At 70.0% G+C, this 19,485-nt stretch carries 13 protein-coding genes; 7 read left to right on the top strand and 6 right to left on the bottom strand.

Going from position 1 to position 19,485, the window contains the following annotated elements; all coding sequences use genetic code 11:
• The first annotated feature begins 160 nt into the window (after positions 1-160).
• From AB0N07_RS44675 to AB0N07_RS44665, 3 genes are read left to right on the top strand one after another with little or no spacing between them, the layout of a single operon-like run.
• A complete protein-coding gene (locus AB0N07_RS44675) occupies positions 161-1,654 on the top strand; it encodes an SCO6880 family protein (protein WP_365845607.1) in 1,494 nt (497 codons plus the stop codon).
• Positions 1,651-3,354 (top strand): ATP/GTP-binding protein, encoded by a 1,704-nt coding sequence (locus AB0N07_RS44670; RefSeq protein WP_365845605.1) that lies wholly within the window; start codon positions 1,651-1,653, stop codon positions 3,352-3,354. The genes AB0N07_RS44675 and AB0N07_RS44670 overlap by 4 nt, the downstream gene beginning before the upstream one ends.
• A gap of 26 nt (positions 3,355-3,380) precedes the next feature.
• A complete protein-coding gene (locus tag AB0N07_RS44665; protein WP_365845613.1) occupies positions 3,381-5,201 on the top strand; it encodes a TraM recognition domain-containing protein in 1,821 nt (606 codons plus the stop codon).
• A gap of 20 nt (positions 5,202-5,221) precedes the next feature.
• Here AB0N07_RS44665 and AB0N07_RS44660 read toward each other — a convergent pair whose 3' ends face one another.
• Positions 5,222-5,632, bottom strand: a complete 411-nt coding sequence (locus AB0N07_RS44660; RefSeq protein WP_365845603.1) for a hypothetical protein — start codon at positions 5,630-5,632, stop codon at positions 5,222-5,224.
• A 152-nt stretch (positions 5,633-5,784) separates the two neighbouring features.
• Here AB0N07_RS44660 and AB0N07_RS44655 point away from each other — a divergent pair, with 152 nt between their 5' ends.
• The gene (locus AB0N07_RS44655) at positions 5,785-6,831 is read left to right on the top strand and encodes an NlpC/P60 family protein (protein ID WP_365845601.1); all 1,047 of its coding nucleotides are present in this window, start codon (positions 5,785-5,787) and stop codon (positions 6,829-6,831) included.
• A 1,276-nt stretch (positions 6,832-8,107) separates the two neighbouring features.
• On the opposite strand, the gene AB0N07_RS44650 is transcribed toward AB0N07_RS44655, so the two are convergent.
• Together AB0N07_RS44650 and AB0N07_RS44645 are read right to left on the bottom strand one after the other, a co-directional pair.
• Positions 8,108-8,860, bottom strand: a complete 753-nt coding sequence (locus tag AB0N07_RS44650) for a transposase family protein (protein ID WP_365845599.1) — start codon at positions 8,858-8,860, stop codon at positions 8,108-8,110.
• 131 nt (positions 8,861-8,991) lie between these two features.
• On the bottom strand, positions 8,992-9,834 hold the full coding sequence (locus AB0N07_RS44645; RefSeq protein WP_365845611.1) for an alpha/beta hydrolase-fold protein: 843 nt from the start codon (positions 9,832-9,834) through the stop codon (positions 8,992-8,994).
• Positions 9,835-10,037: 203 nt separating this feature from the next.
• Here AB0N07_RS44645 and AB0N07_RS44640 point away from each other — a divergent pair, with 203 nt between their 5' ends.
• Positions 10,038-10,532, top strand: a complete 495-nt coding sequence (locus tag AB0N07_RS44640) for a DUF4913 domain-containing protein (RefSeq protein WP_365845597.1) — start codon at positions 10,038-10,040, stop codon at positions 10,530-10,532.
• A gap of 36 nt (positions 10,533-10,568) precedes the next feature.
• On the opposite strand, the gene AB0N07_RS44635 is transcribed toward AB0N07_RS44640, so the two are convergent.
• On the bottom strand, positions 10,569-11,555 hold the full coding sequence (locus AB0N07_RS44635; RefSeq protein ID WP_365845595.1) for a hypothetical protein: 987 nt from the start codon (positions 11,553-11,555) through the stop codon (positions 10,569-10,571).
• 72 nt (positions 11,556-11,627) lie between these two features.
• On the opposite strand from AB0N07_RS44635, the gene AB0N07_RS44630 reads away from it, so the two are divergent.
• Together AB0N07_RS44630 and AB0N07_RS44625 are read left to right on the top strand one after the other, a co-directional pair.
• The gene (locus AB0N07_RS44630; RefSeq protein ID WP_365845593.1) at positions 11,628-13,115 is read left to right on the top strand and encodes a hypothetical protein; all 1,488 of its coding nucleotides are present in this window, start codon (positions 11,628-11,630) and stop codon (positions 13,113-13,115) included.
• Positions 13,116-13,191: 76 nt separating this feature from the next.
• Positions 13,192-16,203 carry a BTAD domain-containing putative transcriptional regulator gene (locus AB0N07_RS44625; RefSeq protein WP_365845591.1) on the top strand — a complete coding sequence of 1,004 codons (3,012 nt, stop codon included), beginning with the start codon at positions 13,192-13,194 and terminating at the stop codon, positions 16,201-16,203.
• On the opposite strand, the gene AB0N07_RS44620 is transcribed toward AB0N07_RS44625, so the two are convergent.
• Positions 16,185-17,768, bottom strand: a complete 1,584-nt coding sequence (locus tag AB0N07_RS44620) for a glycosyl hydrolase (RefSeq protein ID WP_365845589.1) — start codon at positions 17,766-17,768, stop codon at positions 16,185-16,187. The genes AB0N07_RS44625 and AB0N07_RS44620 overlap by 19 nt on opposite strands.
• 499 nt (positions 17,769-18,267) lie before the next feature.
• Positions 18,268-18,552: a hypothetical protein gene (locus AB0N07_RS44615; RefSeq protein WP_365845609.1), complete on the bottom strand. Its 285-nt coding sequence runs from the start codon at positions 18,550-18,552 to the stop codon at positions 18,268-18,270.
• Between the last annotated feature and the right edge of the window lie 933 nt (positions 18,553-19,485).

Raw genomic sequence — 19,485 nt, 5'->3', positions numbered from 1 at the left:
AGCACCGCCGCAGGCAGCCGCGCAGCCACCAGCCCGCCGAGCATGGCGGGCCCGCCTTCCCCCCGCGGAGTCCGGCGGCCCTCCCCACTCACCCGGCTCCCCGGCTCTCCGGCCTCACCGGCGCCGTAGCCCCACCACTTCACGAAGGGAAGCGGACCCCATGTCCACGGAAGCCGTCACCCAACCGACCTATGGAAACTGGCGCCGACCACGGCGGCCGGGGCTCGGACCGCTCGGGCTCGTCGGCACGTTCGGCGTCTTCGGCGGACTCGTCGTCGTCCTGCTCGCCTCGCTGATCTCGCTGTACGCGGCGCTGATCGTGCTCGTACCGGTCGTGCTGTTCCTGACCCCGCTCGCCATCCGCACCCAGGACGGGCGCAACGTCTACCAGTTGCTCGCCCTGCGGATCGGCTGGCGCCGGCGCAGGGCCAAGGGCGCACACCTGTATGTCTCAGGACCGCTGTCGGCCCGGCCCGGCGGCCGGTTCCGTCCGCCAGGGCTGCTCAACAAGGTGGCCGCGACCGAGGGCCGGGACGCCTACGACCGGCCGTTCGGCGTGCTCCACCACCCCGCGCGCGGCCTGTACACGATCGTGCTGGGCTGTGACCCCGACGGCGGCTCCCTGGTCGACCCGGACCAGGTCGACGTCTGGGTCGCACTGTGGGGCGAGTGGCTGGCCCGGCTCGCCCATGAACCCGGGCTGCGCGGCGCCTCGTTGATCGTGGAGACCGCACCCGACCCGGGCACCGCGCTCGCCCACGAGGTGCTGCCCCGCATCCGCCCCGACGCGCCCGAGGCGGCCCGCGCGGTGATGGAGGAGGTCGTCGAGCGCTACCCGACCGCCTCCTCCGAGATGCACACCTACATCACCCTCACCTACGGCATGCCGCCCGGCCAGAAACGCAAGAAGGAGGACGTCATCACCGACCTCGCGATCCGTATCCCGGGCCTGCTCAGCGGGCTGGTCGCGGCGGGTGGCGGGGCCGCCTACCCGCTGTCGGCGGAGCGGATCGCCGAGGTCGTCCGGGTCGCCTACGACCCCGCGGTCGCCGCCGACGTCCTCGACGCCCGCGCCACGTACGGCGGTACGGGCCTGGAGTGGGACGACGCCGGACCGGCCGCCGCTGTCGAGACCGTCGGCAGCTACCAGCACGACTCCGGGGTGTCCCGGACCTGGCTGCTGACCCTGGCGCCGCGCGGCACCGTGCGGTCCTCGGTGCTGCGTGGCCTGCTCGAGGTGACCCCGGGCACCCGCCGCAAGCGGGTCGCGCTGGTCTACCGGCCCGTCGACCCGGCCACTTCGGCGCGGATCGTGGAGTCGGACCGCCGCGCCGCCCAGTTCATGGCCACCTCGGGCCGCGGCATGGTGCAGGCGCGCGCCGCCTCCGAAATGCGGGCGGCCGAGCAGACCGCGCAGGAGGAGGCGTCGGGTGCGGGACTCGTGGAGTTCTCGCTGATGCTGACGGTCACCGTCGACGACACGGACCAGCTCGCGGACGCGACCGTCGCCGTACGCAACCTGACGGCGGCTTCCCGGGTCCTGATGCGGCCGGCCGACCGGATGCAGGCTGCGGCCTTCAGCTGCACGCTGCCCGCCGGGATCCTCCCGTGGGAGCAGACTTTGATCCCGCACGAGCTGCAGGAGGCGCTGTGAGCCGGCGCAGCGAGGAGAAGAGGGCCGAGCAGGCGGACCGGCTCGCCGAGGAGGTCGGGTGGCGGGACGGCCCCGATGCCCTGCTGTCGACGGCGCTCGATCCGTCATGGACGGAAAGCGGCAGGAACGGGAAGCCCGCGAAGGGGAAGAAGGCGTCCGGCCGGCCCAAGGAGCTGTTCGTGCCGCCGCGCGGCTGGTACGGCCCCGGTGGCGGGCGGGTCGGCTATATGGATCCGCCGACCATGTGGCGGGCCACCACCGTGCAGGCATGCGGCATGTGGCCGTTCGCCGCCGGGTCAGGGTCGCCGATGACCGGAGTGCCGCTCGGGCAGCACCTGTTCACCGGCGCCACCGTCTGCGGCGACCCGCTGAACTGGTTCACCCGCGCCCGCTACATCTCCAACCCCTCCCTGTTCATGCTTGGTATGCCGGGTCTGGGCAAGTCCACCCTGGTCAACCGGATGCTGATCGGGCTCACCGCGACCGGAGTCGTACCGCTGGTCCTCGGCGACCTCAAGCCCGACTACGCCGACACCGTACGAGCGCTGGGCGGCCAGGTGATCTCCATCGGCCGAGGCCGGGGCGGCATCAACGTCCTCGATCCGGGAGCGATGGGCGCGGCGGCGGCACGGATCGGCGGCGAGGCGGGCGAGGTGCTCAAGGCCGAGACGCACGGCCGGGTACTGAACATGGTGGCCGCGCTGGTCACCATCGTGCGGGGCCGTCCAATGGACGACCACGAGCAGTCGGTGCTCTCCGCCGTACTGCACCACATCCGTGAGCGCACCCCGCTGGGCCGTCCGGCGCTGTTGCCCGACCTGCTGCGGGTGCTGACCGAGGGCCCGGACCGGGTGCGCGCGGTCACCCTCGACCGCGGCGACGACACCCGCTACCGGGACGCCGTCGACCCGCTGCACCGCTCCCTGCTCGGCATCCTGGACGGCCCGCTCGGCGACACCTTCGCCTCCGAGACCTCCACCCGGATCGACCCGGACGCGCCCGCCGTGTGCATCGACATCTCCGGCATCGGCGAGGCCGACACCCAGCTGACCGCGGCCGCCATGCTCGCCGCCTGGTCGGACGGCCTGGGCACGGTGGCCGCCTCGCACGCCCTGGCGGACGCCGGACTCGCGCCCCGGCGCTGGTTCTTCACCGTCCTGGACGAGCTGTGGCGCCCGCTGCGCGCCGCCTCCGGCATCGTCGACCGCATCGACGCGCTGACCCGCCTCAACCGTTCCCTGGGTCTGGGCGACGCCAAGATCACCCACACCCTGAAGGACGCCGAGGCCCTCGGCACCGACTCCGACAGGGCCAAGGCGCGCGGTTTCGTGGAGCGGGCCGGGATGGTGGTGTGCGCCGGGCTGCCGAAGGCCGAGATGGAGGAGCTCGGCAAGGTGGTGGGCCTGTCCCGGCGCGAGATCGAACTCGTGTCGTCGTGGTCCTCGCCGCCCGGCTGGGGCGTCAGCGGCGAGCACGAGGAGCCGCCCGGCCGGGGTCGCTTCCTCATCAAGGTCGGCGGCCGGCCCGGCATCCCCATCAAGGTGGCCATCACCGAGGCCGAACGCCAACTGCACAACACCAACACCCGATGGACGCCCAACGAGACCGCGATCGAGCAGTCCCTCGCACAGACCGCCGAGCGGGTCGCGCGGGCCGCCCAGGAAGACCCGCAGGCCCTGCCGGGAAGGTGGACGGCGTGACAAGCAACCCCCCTTCCAGCGGCGGCATGCACGAGCTCACCTCCTGGGCGATGGCGGCCGTCGCCGCGGCCTCCCTCGCCGTGTTCACCGTCGGCTGGTTCGGCGGCACCCTCGGCGCCGCCGTCACCGGCCACGGCTTCGACCCGCCGCCGTTCGCCCTGTCAAGCGCCGCGCACCTCGCCTCCGAGGGGCCGGGCAGCCTGTGGCCGGGCACTCCCGCGGCAGCGGTCTACGGCGGTATGGTCGCCCTCCTCGCCCTCATCGCGGTGCCCGTCGTGATCGTCGTACGGCTGCTGCTCGCGCGCGCGGGCCGCACCAAGGGCCTCGCCGGCAGGCGCGAGCTGGCGAGCATGTGCCCCCAGGGCATCGAGGCCCGCGCCCGCGAACTGCGCCCCACCCTCAAGGGCCGCGAGGACCTCCACCCGGACGAGACCGGAAACCTCCTCGGCGACCTCGCCCCCGACGGCCCCGAACTGCGCAGCAGCTACGAGGACGTCGAACTGGACCTCATGGCCCCGCGGGCCGGCAAGTCCACCGGCATCGCGATCCCCCGCGTGCTGCGCGCTCAAGGCGCGGTCCTGCTCACCTCCAACAAGTCCGACGTCTACGCCGTCACCCGCGCCGAGCGCGCCAAGGCGGGCCAGGTCTGGACGTTCGACCCGCAGGGCATCGCCCACACCGAGCGCGCCATGTGGTGGAACCTGCTCGGGGACTGCCACAGCATCGAGGGCGCCCGCCGGCTGGCCGGGCACTTCGTCGCGTCCGTCAACGACGACACCGCGAAGAAGGACTTCTGGATCTCCGCCGCGCAGAACACGCTCACCGCGCTCTTCCTGGCCGCGGCGCGCGGCGGCGCCCCGGTCACCGACCTGCTGGGCTGGCTCGCCGACCCCGCCGACCGCACCCCGATCGACCTGCTGCGGGACGCGGGACTGATCGCCATGGCCGAGCAGTTGCAGGGCACGGTGCGCGGGGCCGTGGAGACCAGGGACGGCATCTACGAAACCGCCCGGCAGACGGTCTCCTGCCTCCTCGACCCGCAGATCCTCGCCTGGGTCACCCCGGACCCGCACGTCCCCGAGTTCCGCCCGGAACGCCACGTCCTCGGCAAGGGCACCCTTTACCTGCTCTCCAAGGACGGCGGCGGCTCGGCGGCCGGTGTCATCGCGGGCCTCGCGGACGCGACGCTGCGGGCGGGGGTGGTGGCCGCCGAGCGCATGGGCGGCCGTCTGGACCCGCCGCTGACCGCGGTCCTGGACGAGGCCGCGAACGTCTGCCGCATCTCCGACCTCCCCGACCTCTACTCGCACTTCGGCTCTCGGGGCATCAACGTCGTGACGTTGCTGCAGAGTTACCGGCAGGGCTCCCGGGTGTGGGGTGAGGCCGGCATGGACGCCCTGTGGAGCGCGGCGACCGTCAAGCTGCTCGGCGCTGGCCTGGACGACGCCGACTTCGTGCAGAAGATCTCGACACTGGTCGGCCAGCACGACGTGAAGACACCGAGCATTTCCCGTGGCCGGGAGGGCGCTTCACGCTCGTACTCCTACCGCCAGGAGTCAATCCTCCCGCCCGACAGGATCCGTGCCCTCCCCAAGGGCACCGCACTCCTGCTGGCCACCGGCGTTCGCCCGGCGCTGATCCGGCTGCGCCCCTGGTACAAGGAGCCCGGCGCGGCCGCCATCTCGGCCCAGGCGAAGACAGAGGCGGAGGCCATCACGGCACGGGCGGCGACCAGGCTGACCGGGCCTGCCACGGCCGGTGCTCCTACCGCGGGTACTCCGATCGGGGGCACCCCGCTGACTCTGGCGAAGAAGAGCCGCTGGGAGCGGGACGCCGCGTCGGCGTGACGTTCGGAGCGACGGGGCGGTCAGGGTGACGCCGCCACCGCGGCCGTACCGAACGCGAGGGTCGACGACAGGAACCAGCCGAACGACGGGGCGAGCAGGTGCCGCAGCGTCCACAACCGGGCCGCCGCGGGCCGCTCCCGCCCGTACACCACGGGCACGGAACACCCGACGGGCGGCAGCCCGCACAGCGGCGCGTACGCCCCCGGATCAAGGACGAGACGACGCCCCAGGTGATCGGAGAAGACCACGAGCCCACCGCGCCACCGGCTCACAGGAGCCCGCGCGGTGACGACACCGGTCACCCGCACCCCACGCACCCACAGCCGTAGTGCCGTCAGAACCGCCTGGCCGGCGCGTACCAGGGAGCCGAGCCCCAACCCCGTGCCCAGCGCGAGCAGTACCAACTCCGCGTCCATCCGGTTCCCCGTCACCTGTCACCGACATCGTCCTTACGACAGGTCACAACGGCGAGCCGCGCACCACCGGTTCACCCGCGCACCGCCTCGCTGAACCGCTGTGCACCGCACTCCCGTTGTGCGGGCGAAGCCGTCACCAGGTCGGCTGCGAAGGGAGCTACAACGGCATGAAACGGACCACTTACCCGCACGCTCGCCGGACAGCGGCGGCCGTCGCCCTGCTCTGCGCCCTGAGCGCCACGACGCAGGCACCGGCCCTGGCAGCCCCCGACCCGGCGCCCACCACGCTCGACGGGGTGCGCAAGGAGCTGGACGACCTGTACCACCAGGCGGAGGTCGCCACCGACAAGTACAACGCGGCCGACGAGAAGGCCAAGGCCCAGCAGAAGAAGGTCGAGACGCTGAACGGCCGGGTCAACCGGGCCGAGCGGCAGGAAGCGCGTCTGAAGGCCCTGCTCGGCGCTGCGGCCCGGGCCCAGTACCGCGGCGGCGGACTGCCGGCCGAGGTCCAGTTCGCCCTCGCCCCGGACCCCCGACACGCCCTGGAGAACGCCGAAGTGGCCGAACAGGCGCAGCAGACCACGCAGGACCAGCTGACCCGGCTGGAGGCCATCCGCAAGGACCTCCGCAAGCGCACGGACCAGGCCCGCGCCGAACTGAGCGCCCTCCGGTCCAGCCGCCGCGCCATGGACGAGAACCGCGACAAGATCGAGAAGCGCATCGCCGAGGCCCGCGCGCTGGAGTCACGGCTCAAGGCGAAGGATCGCGCCCACCTCGCGGTGCTGGACAAGAAGGCCCAGGACAAGTCCCAGGCGGACTGGGTCAGCACGGGCATCCTCAACGAGGTCGGCACCAAGGGCAGCACGGCCGGCCGCAAGGCCATCGCCTACGCCACCCAGCAGATCGGCAAGCCCTACGTCTGGGGCGCCGAGGGCCCCGACTCCTTCGACTGCTCCGGCCTCACCTCCCAGGCCTGGCTGCACGCCGGCATCACCATCCCCCGCACCTCGGAACTCCAGTGGGCCCAACTCCCCCACGTCCCCGTCTCCCAGATGCGTCCCGGCGACCTCATCATCTACTTCTCGGACGCCAGCCATGTGGCCATCTACATAGGCAACGGCAACATCATCTCGGCGCCGCGGCCGGGGCGTGACGTCTACGTCTCACCGGCGGGCTCGATGCAGATTCTGGGGGTGGTACGACCGGACGCGTGAACCTCCGGTCACGGGCGGAGATGTCGTGCGTGGAGCGATTGAACGTAGAAGGCGGCGCTCCTCCCACCGGGACAGTCCCGGTGGGAGGAGCGCCGCCTCATCGGCAGTAGAGGCTCCGTAGCGCCTGACTCGCAGGCGCCGTGTCCGCCTGAGCGGGTCAGGTGGACACGGCTGGCTTGCTCTGCGGGTTACCTGCCGGCGGCAGAGCGTCGGCCGGGGCCGTTCCCGGGGCCGTTTCCGGCAGGCCTGGTGGCGGAGCCCCCGTCGTTTTGGACCGTTGATTGCCCGTCCGGAGGACTCGTCGTGCTCTGCGCCGTGTTCGTGCGAGTCGGCGCACCTGGGCGCGGTCCGGCCACGTTAGTCCCTTGGCTGGCCACTTGGGGTGTGTACCGCTGCGCGGCCGTTGACATGGGGTGGGGTTGATAGCCCGTCGAGTACGAGTTTTGACGACTCTCCGGCGCGGTCCGGTAGGACGCAGTGCTCAGAGTGCTCAGGTTCGTGTCCGTGCGGTGCACCGGAAGCAACGGCGAGGCCGCCGCCGCTGCCGCGGTCGTGGTCGTGGGCTCCTCGGTGGCCACGTTCGCCGCTCCAGCCCCGCCCTGCAACCAACCTGAGGTCAGGCCTGTGATCGTCGAAGCTTTGCCGTCGGTGGCCGCGGAAGCCACGTTCAGACCTACCCCGACAAGAGCGGCGGCATCAATAGCCGCCTGCTTGTGGTTACCTCCTTTCACGTTTTCGTAGAGGCCCTTGGCGGACTTTAGGCCGCCCGCAGCCGTTGCAGCGGCCTCCAAGACCTTACCTGCCATCTTGACCCCGTCGTTCCCATACGTGCCCATGGTCTTCCCGAGGATCTGGCCAAGGCCGGGGGCGACGTTGGTGAATATCTTCCACGCCTTATCGCTCTTGGACCAGCGGTAGATGTCGGCCACCGTGCCGCCGTTGAACCGAGCCCCGAAATAGCCGGCGCTGCTGGCGCTCTGGCTTCCCGGGGCAAAGACCACCGACGGCGTTCCCGCTCCGGGCGGGAGCGTGGTCGGCCAAGGGGGCGTCGTGTTCGGCGGCGTCGTTGTGAACGTCAGGTTGCCAGTCCCGGTGAGCGCAGGGTAGTAAATGCTGCCTGGAGAACCTTGTTGAGCGTTTGGGTTCGGTGGTGGTGTAGTCACGTTGGATTCGACTCCCTTTCCTGGAGTGGGAGATCTGCTTGCGAGGGAACACGACGGATTCGAGGCGCGGTTGGTTCAAATGGCCCGTACGTACTGAGCCTTTTCCATCTTGATCACCTGGCGAGTTCGACGGCGACGACGGCCCGGACGATGGAGGTGATCCGGGTGGTGCTGCAGCGGAGTTTCCGCAGGACCCGCCAGCATTTGAGGGTGGCCATGGCGCGTTCGCCGAGGCTGCGGATCTTTGTGTGGTCCCGGTTGTGGCGATGGCGCCAGCCACGCAGGTTCTTGCCCCGGATCGGAACGTGGATGGCCGGCCCGGCGCCCTGGTACGCCTTGTCTGCCCAGCACTTGACGTCGGCGGCGTAGAGAGCGGCGGGAATGCCGTGGGTTCGGGCCGCGGTCAGGTCGTGGGTGGCTCCCGGTAGCGCGTCCGAAGCCCAGATCAGGCGTCCGGCTGGATCTGCGATGACCTGCACGTTCATCCCGTGGTACTTCCTCTTCCCCGAGTAGTACGGGCGGTCGGCGGCAATGCGGTCGATGGGCAGCACGGTGCCGTCCAGGATCACGTACGCCTTCTTCCGTATGGTCTCCATGGCCTGTTCGAGCGTGGGCGCGAGGGCGGCCAGGAGGTCGACCGCCTCGCGTATGTACCGGTAGACCGTCGCGATCCCGACGCGGAAACCAGCGGCCAGGCGGGCGTAGGTGTCTCCGCAGCGCAGGTGGGCGAGGGCGAGCAGGGCCTGACGGCCACAGGTCAGGCGGCGCCAGCGGGAGCCGATGCGGCGGCGGTGACCTGCGAGAAGGGCGGAGAGGTCTTGCAGGGTGCGGCTGGACAGATCGATGGCGGATGGGTAAGCAAGCACAACGACGCTCCTGGTCAGGCGAGTGATCTTGATTGTGAACTCGCCTGACCAGTAACTGCACGCCTTTGTGCGACCAGGGCTGCATCTCACCTCACCGCGGCCGGTGCCTGGTTGGATGATCCGTGTACCGATCAATCCTCGTTGGGCCGCCACAGCCAGCGCAGAGCGTCCGGCAGCAGGACCCCGCCGTGGTTGGGGCTGTGTCCGCCGTCTCCCAGGACGAGACGGAAGTCGTAGCCCGCTTCAGCGAGAGCGGCTGCCACGCGCAGGTTTTCGGCGAGCCAGTTCCACTGAGGCTCATTCCAGTGCAGGTCGCGGTGGCCACCTTGCATGAAGATGCGCAGCGGCTTGCGGGGGGCACGGGAGATGAGGTGGGGGTAGGGATTGCCGTCCGGCATCTGCGCGAAGCTGGACAGGTATCCGATGACGCGGCGGAACTTGTCCGGACGCAGCCACGCGGCGGTAAAGGCGCAGTTGCCGCCGCTGCTCCCCCCGCAGATTCCCCACTGTTCCGGCGACTGGGCGATGGCATAGCGCTCTGCGACCTGCGGGATGATCTCGGTGAGGAGGAAGGTGACGTACTGGTCGTCGAAGGCGTCGTACTCGTTGTTGCGGCTCTTGGGGTTCTCCGCATCGGGGAAGACACCAGGATCGACGAACACGCCGATGGTGGCAGGGATGTCGCCGTGGTGAATGAGGTTGTCCAGGACGATCGCGCCGCGTACCTCCCCTGTGGGGTCCAGGTACCACCATCCGTCCTGGAACACCATCAAGGATGCCGGTTCTGCTGGGTCGTACTGTGCAGGCACATGTACCCAGAACTTCCGGAAGGTTCCCAGGTAGACCTCGCTGTCCCTCCACTCGAACTCGAGTGTCTCGCCAGCGGGCACGCCTGGTTGGAGAGCGGAATCGGGTCCGTGGAGGTAGCGCACGTCGGACTGGTCGATCGGGAGTGGCTGGTAGGGCATCTCCATGGTCACGGGGAGCAACCGTAGGGCGATCAACCCCCTTGGCCGCAAGGCAATTTCGTCCAGACGCTCGACCTAGCAGCTTCAGCGCGAGGTTGGAAAAGACTCACTGTGGACCGCGGTTGTCCCGGCAAGGGGTGAACTGTAGGCGGCCCGTACACGTCGTGTCCGTGCACCCTCATTCACCGCCGAGAGAAAGCAGGGCGGCCATGTCCGCACAACCCTCTGAAGTCTTCGTAGCCGAGCCGGTAGCCGAACTCCCCGAGGAATCCGAGGCACCCACCGCTTCCCCGGAGCCGGAGCCGCCCGCCGGACCGAACTTCATCGTCTATCTGGACGGACCCGAATACGCCGAGCGCCTTCGGCAGTTGACCCTGTGGACCCATCACGTACTGCTGCCGGTCTACGCCAGGGAGGTCACCTCCAGCGCCCCCTGGTGCCCCCGCTGGTGGGAGCACCCCGAGGCCGTGGCCCAGCTCCATGGATTGTGGCTCGCCTGGGCCGAGTTGACGGGCCCCGGTTCGGGTCTGTGCGGCCCCGCCAACTGGCACCGCGACTACCTGGGATCGGTCATGAGCTCCCTGCGCGACCCGATGGGCCCGTTCGCCGGCTGCAAGCCCGGATCACACCGGCCGAAGGAGTCACCGCCCGTCGACGCCATCGACCCGCTCGGCCCGCCGCCCCCGCCAGGCGTACGGGCGTGAGGCCACGCAGGCCGGCGTCCGTCAGAGCACGACCGTTCACCTCGCCAACTTCTTGGCTTTCAGCAAGCGATCACGCCATGGGTTCTTCGTTCCCAGGGTCATCGGGCCGTTCCCGGGGACGGCACCCGTCGTCTGGCGAAGTGCTTCCCTCCCCAGCGGGCCGACCAGGGAGTTGGACTGCGCAGGCACCGGGCTCGCAGGCCCCGGCGGTTGGTCGGTGACACCCATACCGTCCCTCACGACCTGCTGTCCCTGCGGCTGGCGTCCCCAGCGCCCGTGGAACCCCGCAAGCTGTCCATCCTCTGTCGAGGGAATGCCCTGAGCGGCGGGGTGGTACAGCTCATCCTGGTCCACCAGCGTGGCCTCGCTTGTCGCGGTCGAGGGCCTCGCCGGTTCGAGAGGGGGAGACTCGGTCTCCGGCGCCCCGCTTTGCGGGGGTGATGGCTCCGTCCGTCGGAAGCGTTCGGAGCCGGAACTCGCCGCCCCCATCCACTCCCGCGCAAACGCCTCGTTGGCCAAGCGCGCGGCGTACGGCATGCTCATGGGGGAGTCATCGTATGCCTCGCGATATGGGCTCTTCCTGAGCAGTTCCAGCACCGCGTTCTCGACGGCTTTGCGCTGTGGCAGGGACAGGCGGCTGATCGCCTCGCTGAGCGCGCGTACCGTGTCGGACCGTGTCTGCCCGGGGTCTTGTGCCGCCCCGCCGGGTTCCTGTCGCTCGCCGTCGGCCATGGCGCCGGCTCCCCCACCTCCGCGCCCGCCGGAGAACATCTCCCGCACCCAGCGTCGGAACGCTCTCCGCATGTCCTCTACAGGCGCCGGCGCCACGTCGAGTCCCGACCGCTCGCCCCGCAGTGCGTACTCCGCGCCGACCAGGGCCAGCGCCTGCGCCCTCGCCTGCCTGACGTCGTAGTTCCTCTTCTGCAACCGTTTCCGCTCCGGGGGAGCCGGATTTTCAGCCGCCATGATTCCTGCCTCCTTCTCGTCACACCGCACGACGAACCCCTGCACCGTGCGGTTCAACCGCCGGGGTTGAACCGCACCGGCGGCGGCAGCCGTTGTGTCCCCCAGCCGGAACGCCAGGAAAGGACAGGCATGAGCCGGGATGAAGACGCAGAGATGTACGGTCCCGTCGAGGAAGACGAGCACGCCGTCGTCGGGGAGTCGGTGTACGCCGGTGGGCGTGAACCCTACGGGGCGGCGCCGGAACCGTACCCGCACTTCTCGGTGCTGATCGCCGCCGACGGCTCCGCCGCCATCGACGGAGTATCCGTGACCGCCGGGGAAGGACAGGCCCTCGACGTGGCGATCCTCGATGCGCTGCAGGGGCACGCACGCGAACGGAACACCCCCGTCACCGCGGCCATCTCCGACCCCGGCGCCGCGAACGTGACCTTCGTGGAGGTCGCCCCCGACGGTTCGAGCAGGCTCATGGAGCAGGCGCCCGCACAGGCAGGGTGGTACGGAGCGGGGTACGAAGCCGAAGCCGAACCTGCCCTCGCCGTCGACGACTTCATCGACCTGGACGAGGAGTTCCCCCTGGAGGGCCCGCTTCACCACGACGCGGTCGAGGACGGCCTACCGGATCATGGTGTCCCTTATGACACAGACGAAGAGGAAGACGAAGGCGAAGGCGAAGGCGATGCCTACGCGCTCCCGCAGCCTGCGGGACAGTCACCCGGCCCCCGGCCCCCCAGACCGCTCCCCCGCCGCACGACCACCTACGGCCCCAACGCCTCACGTCAGTCGGACGACGAGTTCCGGGCGCCCGGGTTGCTGAACCGGCCCCTCGTCGTCGGGCCGGTGGCTCTCAGTGTGGCCGCATTGGTCGTCGTACCCCTGTTGATCCTGGGCAGTGGCGGCGGGGCGGCGAACCAGGCCTCAGGTCTGAAGGAGGACGGGGGGGAACGTCCGCCGTCGAGCCTGAGCGCGCCGCCCGGTCCCACACTCACTCCCACCGCGTCCCTCTCTCCCAGCCTCCTGCCGCCGCTGCCCAGCGCCACCGCGACGCTGAAGCCCACCGCGACACCCAAGCCCAAGGGCCCCGACCCCGTCGTCGGTGTCACCGCCACCGTGACAAAGGAGCCGGCGGCACCCGAGACCGCCGCCACCGCCGTGAACCGGCTCGCCGTCCGCGCCCCGGGACGGCACATCTGCTACCGCGCCTACCTTTCAGCAACGGGCTGGCAGAAGCCCGTTTGCGACGGCAAGGTCGCCGGAACGACCGGGCAGAACCGGGCGATCAAGGCCCTCAACATCGCGGTCAGCGGTACCGGCGGCGTGGCCGCCAACGCCCTCGTGCACAGCGCTTCCTCGACCGACGGCCAGGGTGTCTGGATGCCGGACTGGACGCCCAACACAGCCAACGGCACGGACCTCTACATCGGCAGTGTCATGCAGGGCGCCGCGAACATGCTCGCGTTCGCCATCAACATCGGCAGCGGGGGCCAGATCTGCCAGACGACCAGCGTGCACAAAGTTGGCTGGGGACAGACGGGGTGCGCGAACCCGCGTCCCGACTTCGCCTCCGGCGGCACGTCCGAGAACGATCTGTGGCTGGAGGCGGTCAAGTTCACAGTGTGAGCCCTGTATCGGCGCATCATCTGTCACTAGAGTCCGCAGAGTGAACCAAGAGAACTTAATTCACCTGCGTTTCGCCGTGCTCGGACCAGTCAGTGCCTGGTATGAGGGCCGAGAGCTGGACCTCGGTTCGCCGCAGCAGCGGGTCGTGCTGGCCGCGCTGCTCCTGCGCCGGGGCCAGGCCATCACCCGCGCCGAACTCGTCGACGCCGTCTGGGGCCTGGACCCGCCGACGGCCGCCGTGTCCGTCCTGCGCACGTATGTTTCACGTCTTCGCAAGGTTCTGGAGCCGGACCGCGACCCGGCCGAACCGCCTCAAACGATCGTCTCGGTCGGAGACGGATACCGGGTCCAGGTCATGGAGGACGCCCTGGATCTTGCCGTGTTCGAACGGCAGGTCGCCACTGCGGGGAAGGCGTCCGCGGCCGGGGACGAGCCCGCCGCCGCGGAACTGCTGCACGACGCGCTCAACGGGTGGCGGGGCGTGGCCCTGGCCGGTCTGCCCGGCCCGCTGGCGGAGGCCGAGCGTTCCCGGCTGGCGGAAAAACGTTTGACCGCGCTGGAGCGGCGGCTGGATCTCGACGTCCGGCTCGGCCGGCACGGCCAGGTGATCGGCGAGCTGATGTCGCTGACCGATGAGCACCCGCTGCGTGAGGGACTGTGCCTGCTGCTCATGCTGGCCCTGTACCGGTCCGGGCGGCAGGCCGAGGCACTGGCGGCCTACCGAAAGACCCGCACCACCCTGGTGACGGAGCTGGGCATCGAACCGGGCGTGCCCCTGCGGGACCTGCACGCGCGGATTCTGGCCTCCGACCCGTCTTTGGGCACCGCTCCGACCGTCCGTGCCCTTTACTCGGACCCGCCGGCCGCCACCCGGGCCTCGCTGGGCGCCGCGGAGCATACAGCCGCAGCCGACGCCGCGTACGCTGCGAGCAGCACGCACGCGACCTCGTACGGCGAGAGCCAGGAAATCACGGAACTGATCCAGGCCGATCCCTCTCCCCGGGCCGGCCAGGGCCCCGCCGCCGCATCCGCCAGGCAGCCGGCCGGCCGACCCGTCTACGTCCCCCGTCTCGCCCAACTTCCTGCCGACCTGCCGGCCTTCACCGGTCGGCACACCGAACTGCAGCAGACCCTCAGCCTGTTGCCCCTGCACGGAGGTGCCCCGGCCACGCTGGTGGTCTGTGCGATCGGCGGCATGGCAGGCATCGGCAAGACCGCCCTGGCGGTGCACCTGGCCCATCAGGTCGCCGACCGCTTCCCCGACGGACAGCTCTGCATCAATCTGCGAGGCTTCGATCCGGCCGGCTCGGTCATGCCCGCACAGGAGGCCATCCGGATCCTCCTCGACGCCCTCGGCGTCCCGCCGCACCGGCTCCCGGCCGGTCTGGAGGCCCAGACGGCGCTCTACCGCAGCGTGCTGGCCGAGCGGAAAGTGCTGATCCTCCTCGACAACGCCCGCGACAGCGAGCAGGTCCGCCCGCTGCTGCCCGGTTCCCCCGGCTGCCTCGTCATCGTCACCAGCCGCAACCAGCTCACCGGCCTGGTCGCCGGCGAGGGAGCGCACCCCCTGACGCTGAACCAGCTGACGCCCGCCGACGCACACGCGTTCCTGGCGCGCCGGCTCGGTGAGCAGCGGCTGGCGGCGGAACCGGAAGCGGTGGCGGAGATCGTCACCCGGTGCGCCCTGCTGCCGCTGGCCCTCGCCGTGGTGGCCGCCCGTGCCGCCACCCACCCGGACTTCCCGCTCACCGCCATCGCCGAGGAACTGCGCGACAGCAACGACAGTCTCGACGCCTTCGCCGGCGACGACATCACCATCGACGTACGGACCGTCTTCTCCTCGTCGTACGAAACCCTGTCGGCGCCGGCCGCGCGCCTGTTCAGGCTGCTGAGCCTGCCGACCGGACCGGACCTCTCCGGACCGGCGGCGGCCGCCCTGGCCGGGCTCACCTCCAGGGAGACCCGCACTCTGCTCGTCGAGTTGACCCGCGCCCATCTGCTCGCCGAGCACTACCCCGGCCGCTACACGCTGCACGACCTGCTGCGCGTCTACGCCGGCGAGCGCGCCGCGGCGGAGGAGGCACCGCAGGAGAGGGACCTGGCAGTGGAGCGACTGCTGTCGTGGTATCTGCACACCGCGGATGCCACCTATGCGCACATCACCCCCGACCGCCACCGGATCGACCTGGAACCGCTGCCGCCCTTGTGCCGGCCCCTGTCGTTCACGAACCACGACCAGGCCCTGGACTGGTGCGAGACCGAGCGGACCAACCTCCTCCGCGCGGTCCACCAGGCAGCCGCGTGCGGCCAGCCGGGCACCGCCTGGCGACTGACCGCCGTCCTATGGGGGTTCTTCCACCTGCGCAGCCATCTGGACGACTGGTACGACGCCGCCCGCACGGGCCTGTCCGCCGCCCGCGCCGCACACGACAGACCCGGCGAGGCACAGGCGCTCTCGGACACCGCCGCTGCACTGCGCTGCGCGAACCGCTACGACGAGGCCATCGACCACTACCTCCGGGCTATGGCCGTCTTCCGGGACCTCAAAGACGCCCGGGGCAGGCTGCGGGCCATGGGCAACCTGGGCGACGCCTACCTGCACGCCGGCCAGTTCGCGAGGGCGGCGGCGTGCAGTCGCCGCGGGCTCGCTCTCGGCCGGGCCGTCGGCAGCAGCTGGGGCGAGGGGATCTCCCTGAGCAACCTGGGCGACGCCTACCAGCGGCTCGGCCGGTTCGACGACGCCCTCCCCTGTCTGGAACAGGCCCTGACCGTGCTGCGTGCCGGAGGCAACCGGTGGGTCGAGGGCGTCACCCTGGACGTGCTCGGCACGGTCCACCACCGGCTGGGCGACCATGACCGCGCGGTCGAGTACTACGCGCAAGCGTTGGCCACTCATCGGGACGTCGGCAACCGTTGGGGGGAAGGCCACACCCTGGGCCACCTGGGTGACGTCCGGCTGGCCGCCGGCCAGCCGGAGGCGGCCGGCGACAGCTGGCGGCAGGCCCTGGAGATCTTCGCGGAGTTCGGTCACCCGGACGCCGCGAAGATCGAAGAGAAGCTGCGCCTGCTTCAGCTCGCCTCGCGGTAGGCCTGGCCGACGGCGTTCGCGGTCGTACCGTCGTACAGGCCCGTCGGGCTGGTCTGCGTGGACAGCGTGAACCAGGCATACCGCTCCAGGCCGTCCAGGCCGTCCAGCATCGGCGTCGAGGACTTGATGAAGTCGGTCTCCTCCTGCTGGCTGGGGTAGCGGGGGCTGCCCTGGGAGAAGTCGATCAGACCGTACTCGGTCAGCCAGATCGGCTTCTGGGGGTACATGTCGTGGACCCGCTGCAGGTAGTCGTGCAACTGGCCGACCGCGTTCGGGCCGAAGTCCGCGCCGTACCAGTGCAGCGGAATGAAGTCGACGCGCAGTCCGCGCTGTCTGGCTCCCTGCATGAAGCGGTCCAGCCAACCGCCCGGGACGTCGGCGCCGGAGGAGACCGCCGGTGCGCCCAGGCGCAGACCGGTGCCCTCCAGCTTGGGCCAGAGGTCCAAGGCCTGTTCCGGGGTCATGTTGGCCTGGCTGGCCAGGTCGGGCTCGTTGAAGCCGAGCAGTTCGGTGCCCTCCTGCTTGGCGGCGGCCAGTTGATCGTCGGTGGCCGAGGCTTGACCCGAGATCATCGGGACGTACTCGACACCGTTCGGCTTGGTGACGCTGCCCGTCGACGCGGCCCAGTTGTAGTACCAGGACGCGCCGGAGTCGGCCAGTGCCTGGGAGGCGCCGTCGACCGGGTTGAGGCTGACGCCCTTGAGGGGTGCGGCCTTGCTGTCGGTGCTGTCGGAGGCGGGTGTCGTGTTGGGAGCAGGTGCGGCGGTGCCGCCGGACCCGTTGAAGGTGACGGTCAGGCCGCTGCACTTGGTGCACTGGTACATGGTCCGGTTTCCGGGCTCCGCGTCCTGCTTCGACCAGGCGTACGCGGTGGGGCACTTCTGGTTGATCATGTCGCTGTACGGGGTCTTCGCGTCGCGGTTCGGATTGACGCACACCAGCGGCTTGCCCGTGGCTCCGTCCTTGGTCAAGTCCTCGGCCGGGCAGGACGAGAGCAGATCCACGGCACAGCCCGCCACCGCACACTCGCCCGTCTCGGGCGGTGTGACGTCGTTCGGGGTGATGGTGACGTCGGTCGATACGGCGTCGACGTAACTTACGTCGTACCAGGGCGCCGCCGAATCGCCCGGGTCGAAGTTGAACTCGGCGAGACTGGTGGGCTGTTGGCCGGTGGTGCAGTGGTCGGCGTACGGCCCGCAGTCGCCGACCGCGCAATGGAAAGTGGCCCCGTCGTCGCCGGAACAACCCTCCCGGGCGAAGAACGTGCCGCGCCAGTGCCCGGCACCGCCGTGCTCGGGCACGCTGATGGTGGCGGACTGCCCCGGGTCGAGTACCGGCAGCCCGGTCAGCGCGGCCGAGCCGTCCGCATTGACGTGGCTGCCGACCCAGATACGGCCGTCCGTCCTGTTCTCCAGGGTGACGGTGTGATCCGCGCCGCCCACGTCGGCGGCCGGCGCCGAGTGGATGCGTGCCGCGTCGGTGTGCCGGCTCAGGACCACCGCGGCCGGGACGGTCGCCCCGACGACGACCAGTAGAAGAACCAACAGGATGGAGCGTCTGCGCATGAAACGTGCCTCTCAGATCTCGCGCTTGCGCCAGATTGGCGATCAGCTGTGGCCTACGCAGGCACGACGGATTCGCCCGGTCCGCGGTTCAGTTCAAACCCCGGCGGCAACGGCAGGAGGGAAGCGGGGAGACAGGGGGTTGCGGGGCGGGGCGGTTCTGCGGTCGTGGGGCGCCGTCGCCAGGATGCGCCGACGTCAAGCGCCGGCCCAGCAGCCCGCGCGGGCCGAGGCGGGGGCAGCTGGATGGGGTGGAGGGGTCGGACGGCTCCGGCGAGGTGAACAGTGGCATGGGCATAGCTACCTCCGTGTCACGACGGCCGGCCTGCGAAGCCGGTCGTGGGCGCACAACGGCTGCCGGGTGCCCTCGGGTTCAGACGGACGGCGCCGATCGTCCGGGGAACGCTGCGGGGATGCGTAGACCACGAGCGTCCGAATAGCCCGGATTCCAAGATCAGAGAAAGGAAAAATCCCAGGTCAGACGTCCCATGGCGTAGGGATGTCAAGCGGCTGCGGCGAGGGTTGCGTGGTGTGACCATGCGGTCGCCGCGACGTAGAGGGTGCGGGTCTTGAGGCATCCGTGGAGGATGCCGACGAGGCGGTTACCGAGCTGCCGCAGGGCGGGGTTGTAGCCGGCGTCGCGGGCGCGCTGTTTGTCGTAGTAGCGGCGGGCGCCGGGTGAGGTGTTGATGACGGAGAACGCCTGCTTGTGGAGGGCGTCGGCGAGGCGGTCGTTGCGCGCGTGTCGGGCACCGACGGCGTGCGACTTGGCGGAAGCTCGAGTGATCGGTCTGGTGCCGGCGTAGTTCTTGCGGGCCTTCGCACTGCTGTAACGGGTGGGGTCGTCCCGAACTCGGCAAGCACCCGGGCGCCGGTGATCGTGCCGATGCCGGGCATCGACGGGTAGATCTCAGCGTCCGGGTGCGCGAGACAATGCGCGCTCACCTGCTCTTCCAGCGCGGCTATCTGCTCGTTCAACGCGATCAGCAGCTGCGCTGCGCGGTGGCCGCCACGGCGTAGGCAGCGGCCACCGGGGCGGCCACGCCCAGTTGAGGCTCGCGCAGGCCAGCTTGGATCAGTGTCACCACAACCAGAGATCATCGCAAACGACAAACAGAATACACTTTAGACCAATGGCGATCTCCGCCTGGTTCGCATCTCCGCCGGAAGGAAAGCTAACCCAAGGTTGCTTCAATACATATTTCGCCTACTTGGAAATTACTGCGGGATTCGACGGCGTCCGGCACACTCGCGCCGGTGATCGCCTTGAGCGGTAAGGGACGGATACAGACAAGGGCGCCCGACGCGAGCCACTTCTCCACCCATTCCGTGAGTTCAGCATGTACACGGGAAGGGCTGTCTCCCCAGACATCCGCGAGCCGGTAAGCAGCAGCATGTGCGTCTCCATCGTGCTCGCACAGAGCGACCCATACTGCAGTCGCTTCGGGAGGACACAGAAGATACTTTCCGGATATCCTGAGGAGAATTGCACCATACTCCAAAACCGTACAGGTTACGCCAGGGCTTGGACGAAACTTGGTCACACCATCTCACTACCCCTAAACAATTACCCGACTCAGGTGGCCGTACGCCGACACCGGGCAGAAGACGCACACGGTCCGCCACGCAACGTCGCTTCCTTGATCGTTTCAGGATGACTGCGGTCGTGGTGTGAGTGGGTGGAGCTGGAGGGTGTAGGTGACGCGTTCGGTGGCGGGTT

It is taken from the genome of Streptomyces sp. NPDC051172 (genome assembly GCF_040682555.1).
Lineage (GTDB): Bacteria > Actinomycetota > Actinomycetes > Streptomycetales > Streptomycetaceae > Streptomyces.
Note: the sequence above shows the minus strand (reverse complement) of the source record. Positions and strands in the feature narration are given on the sequence as shown.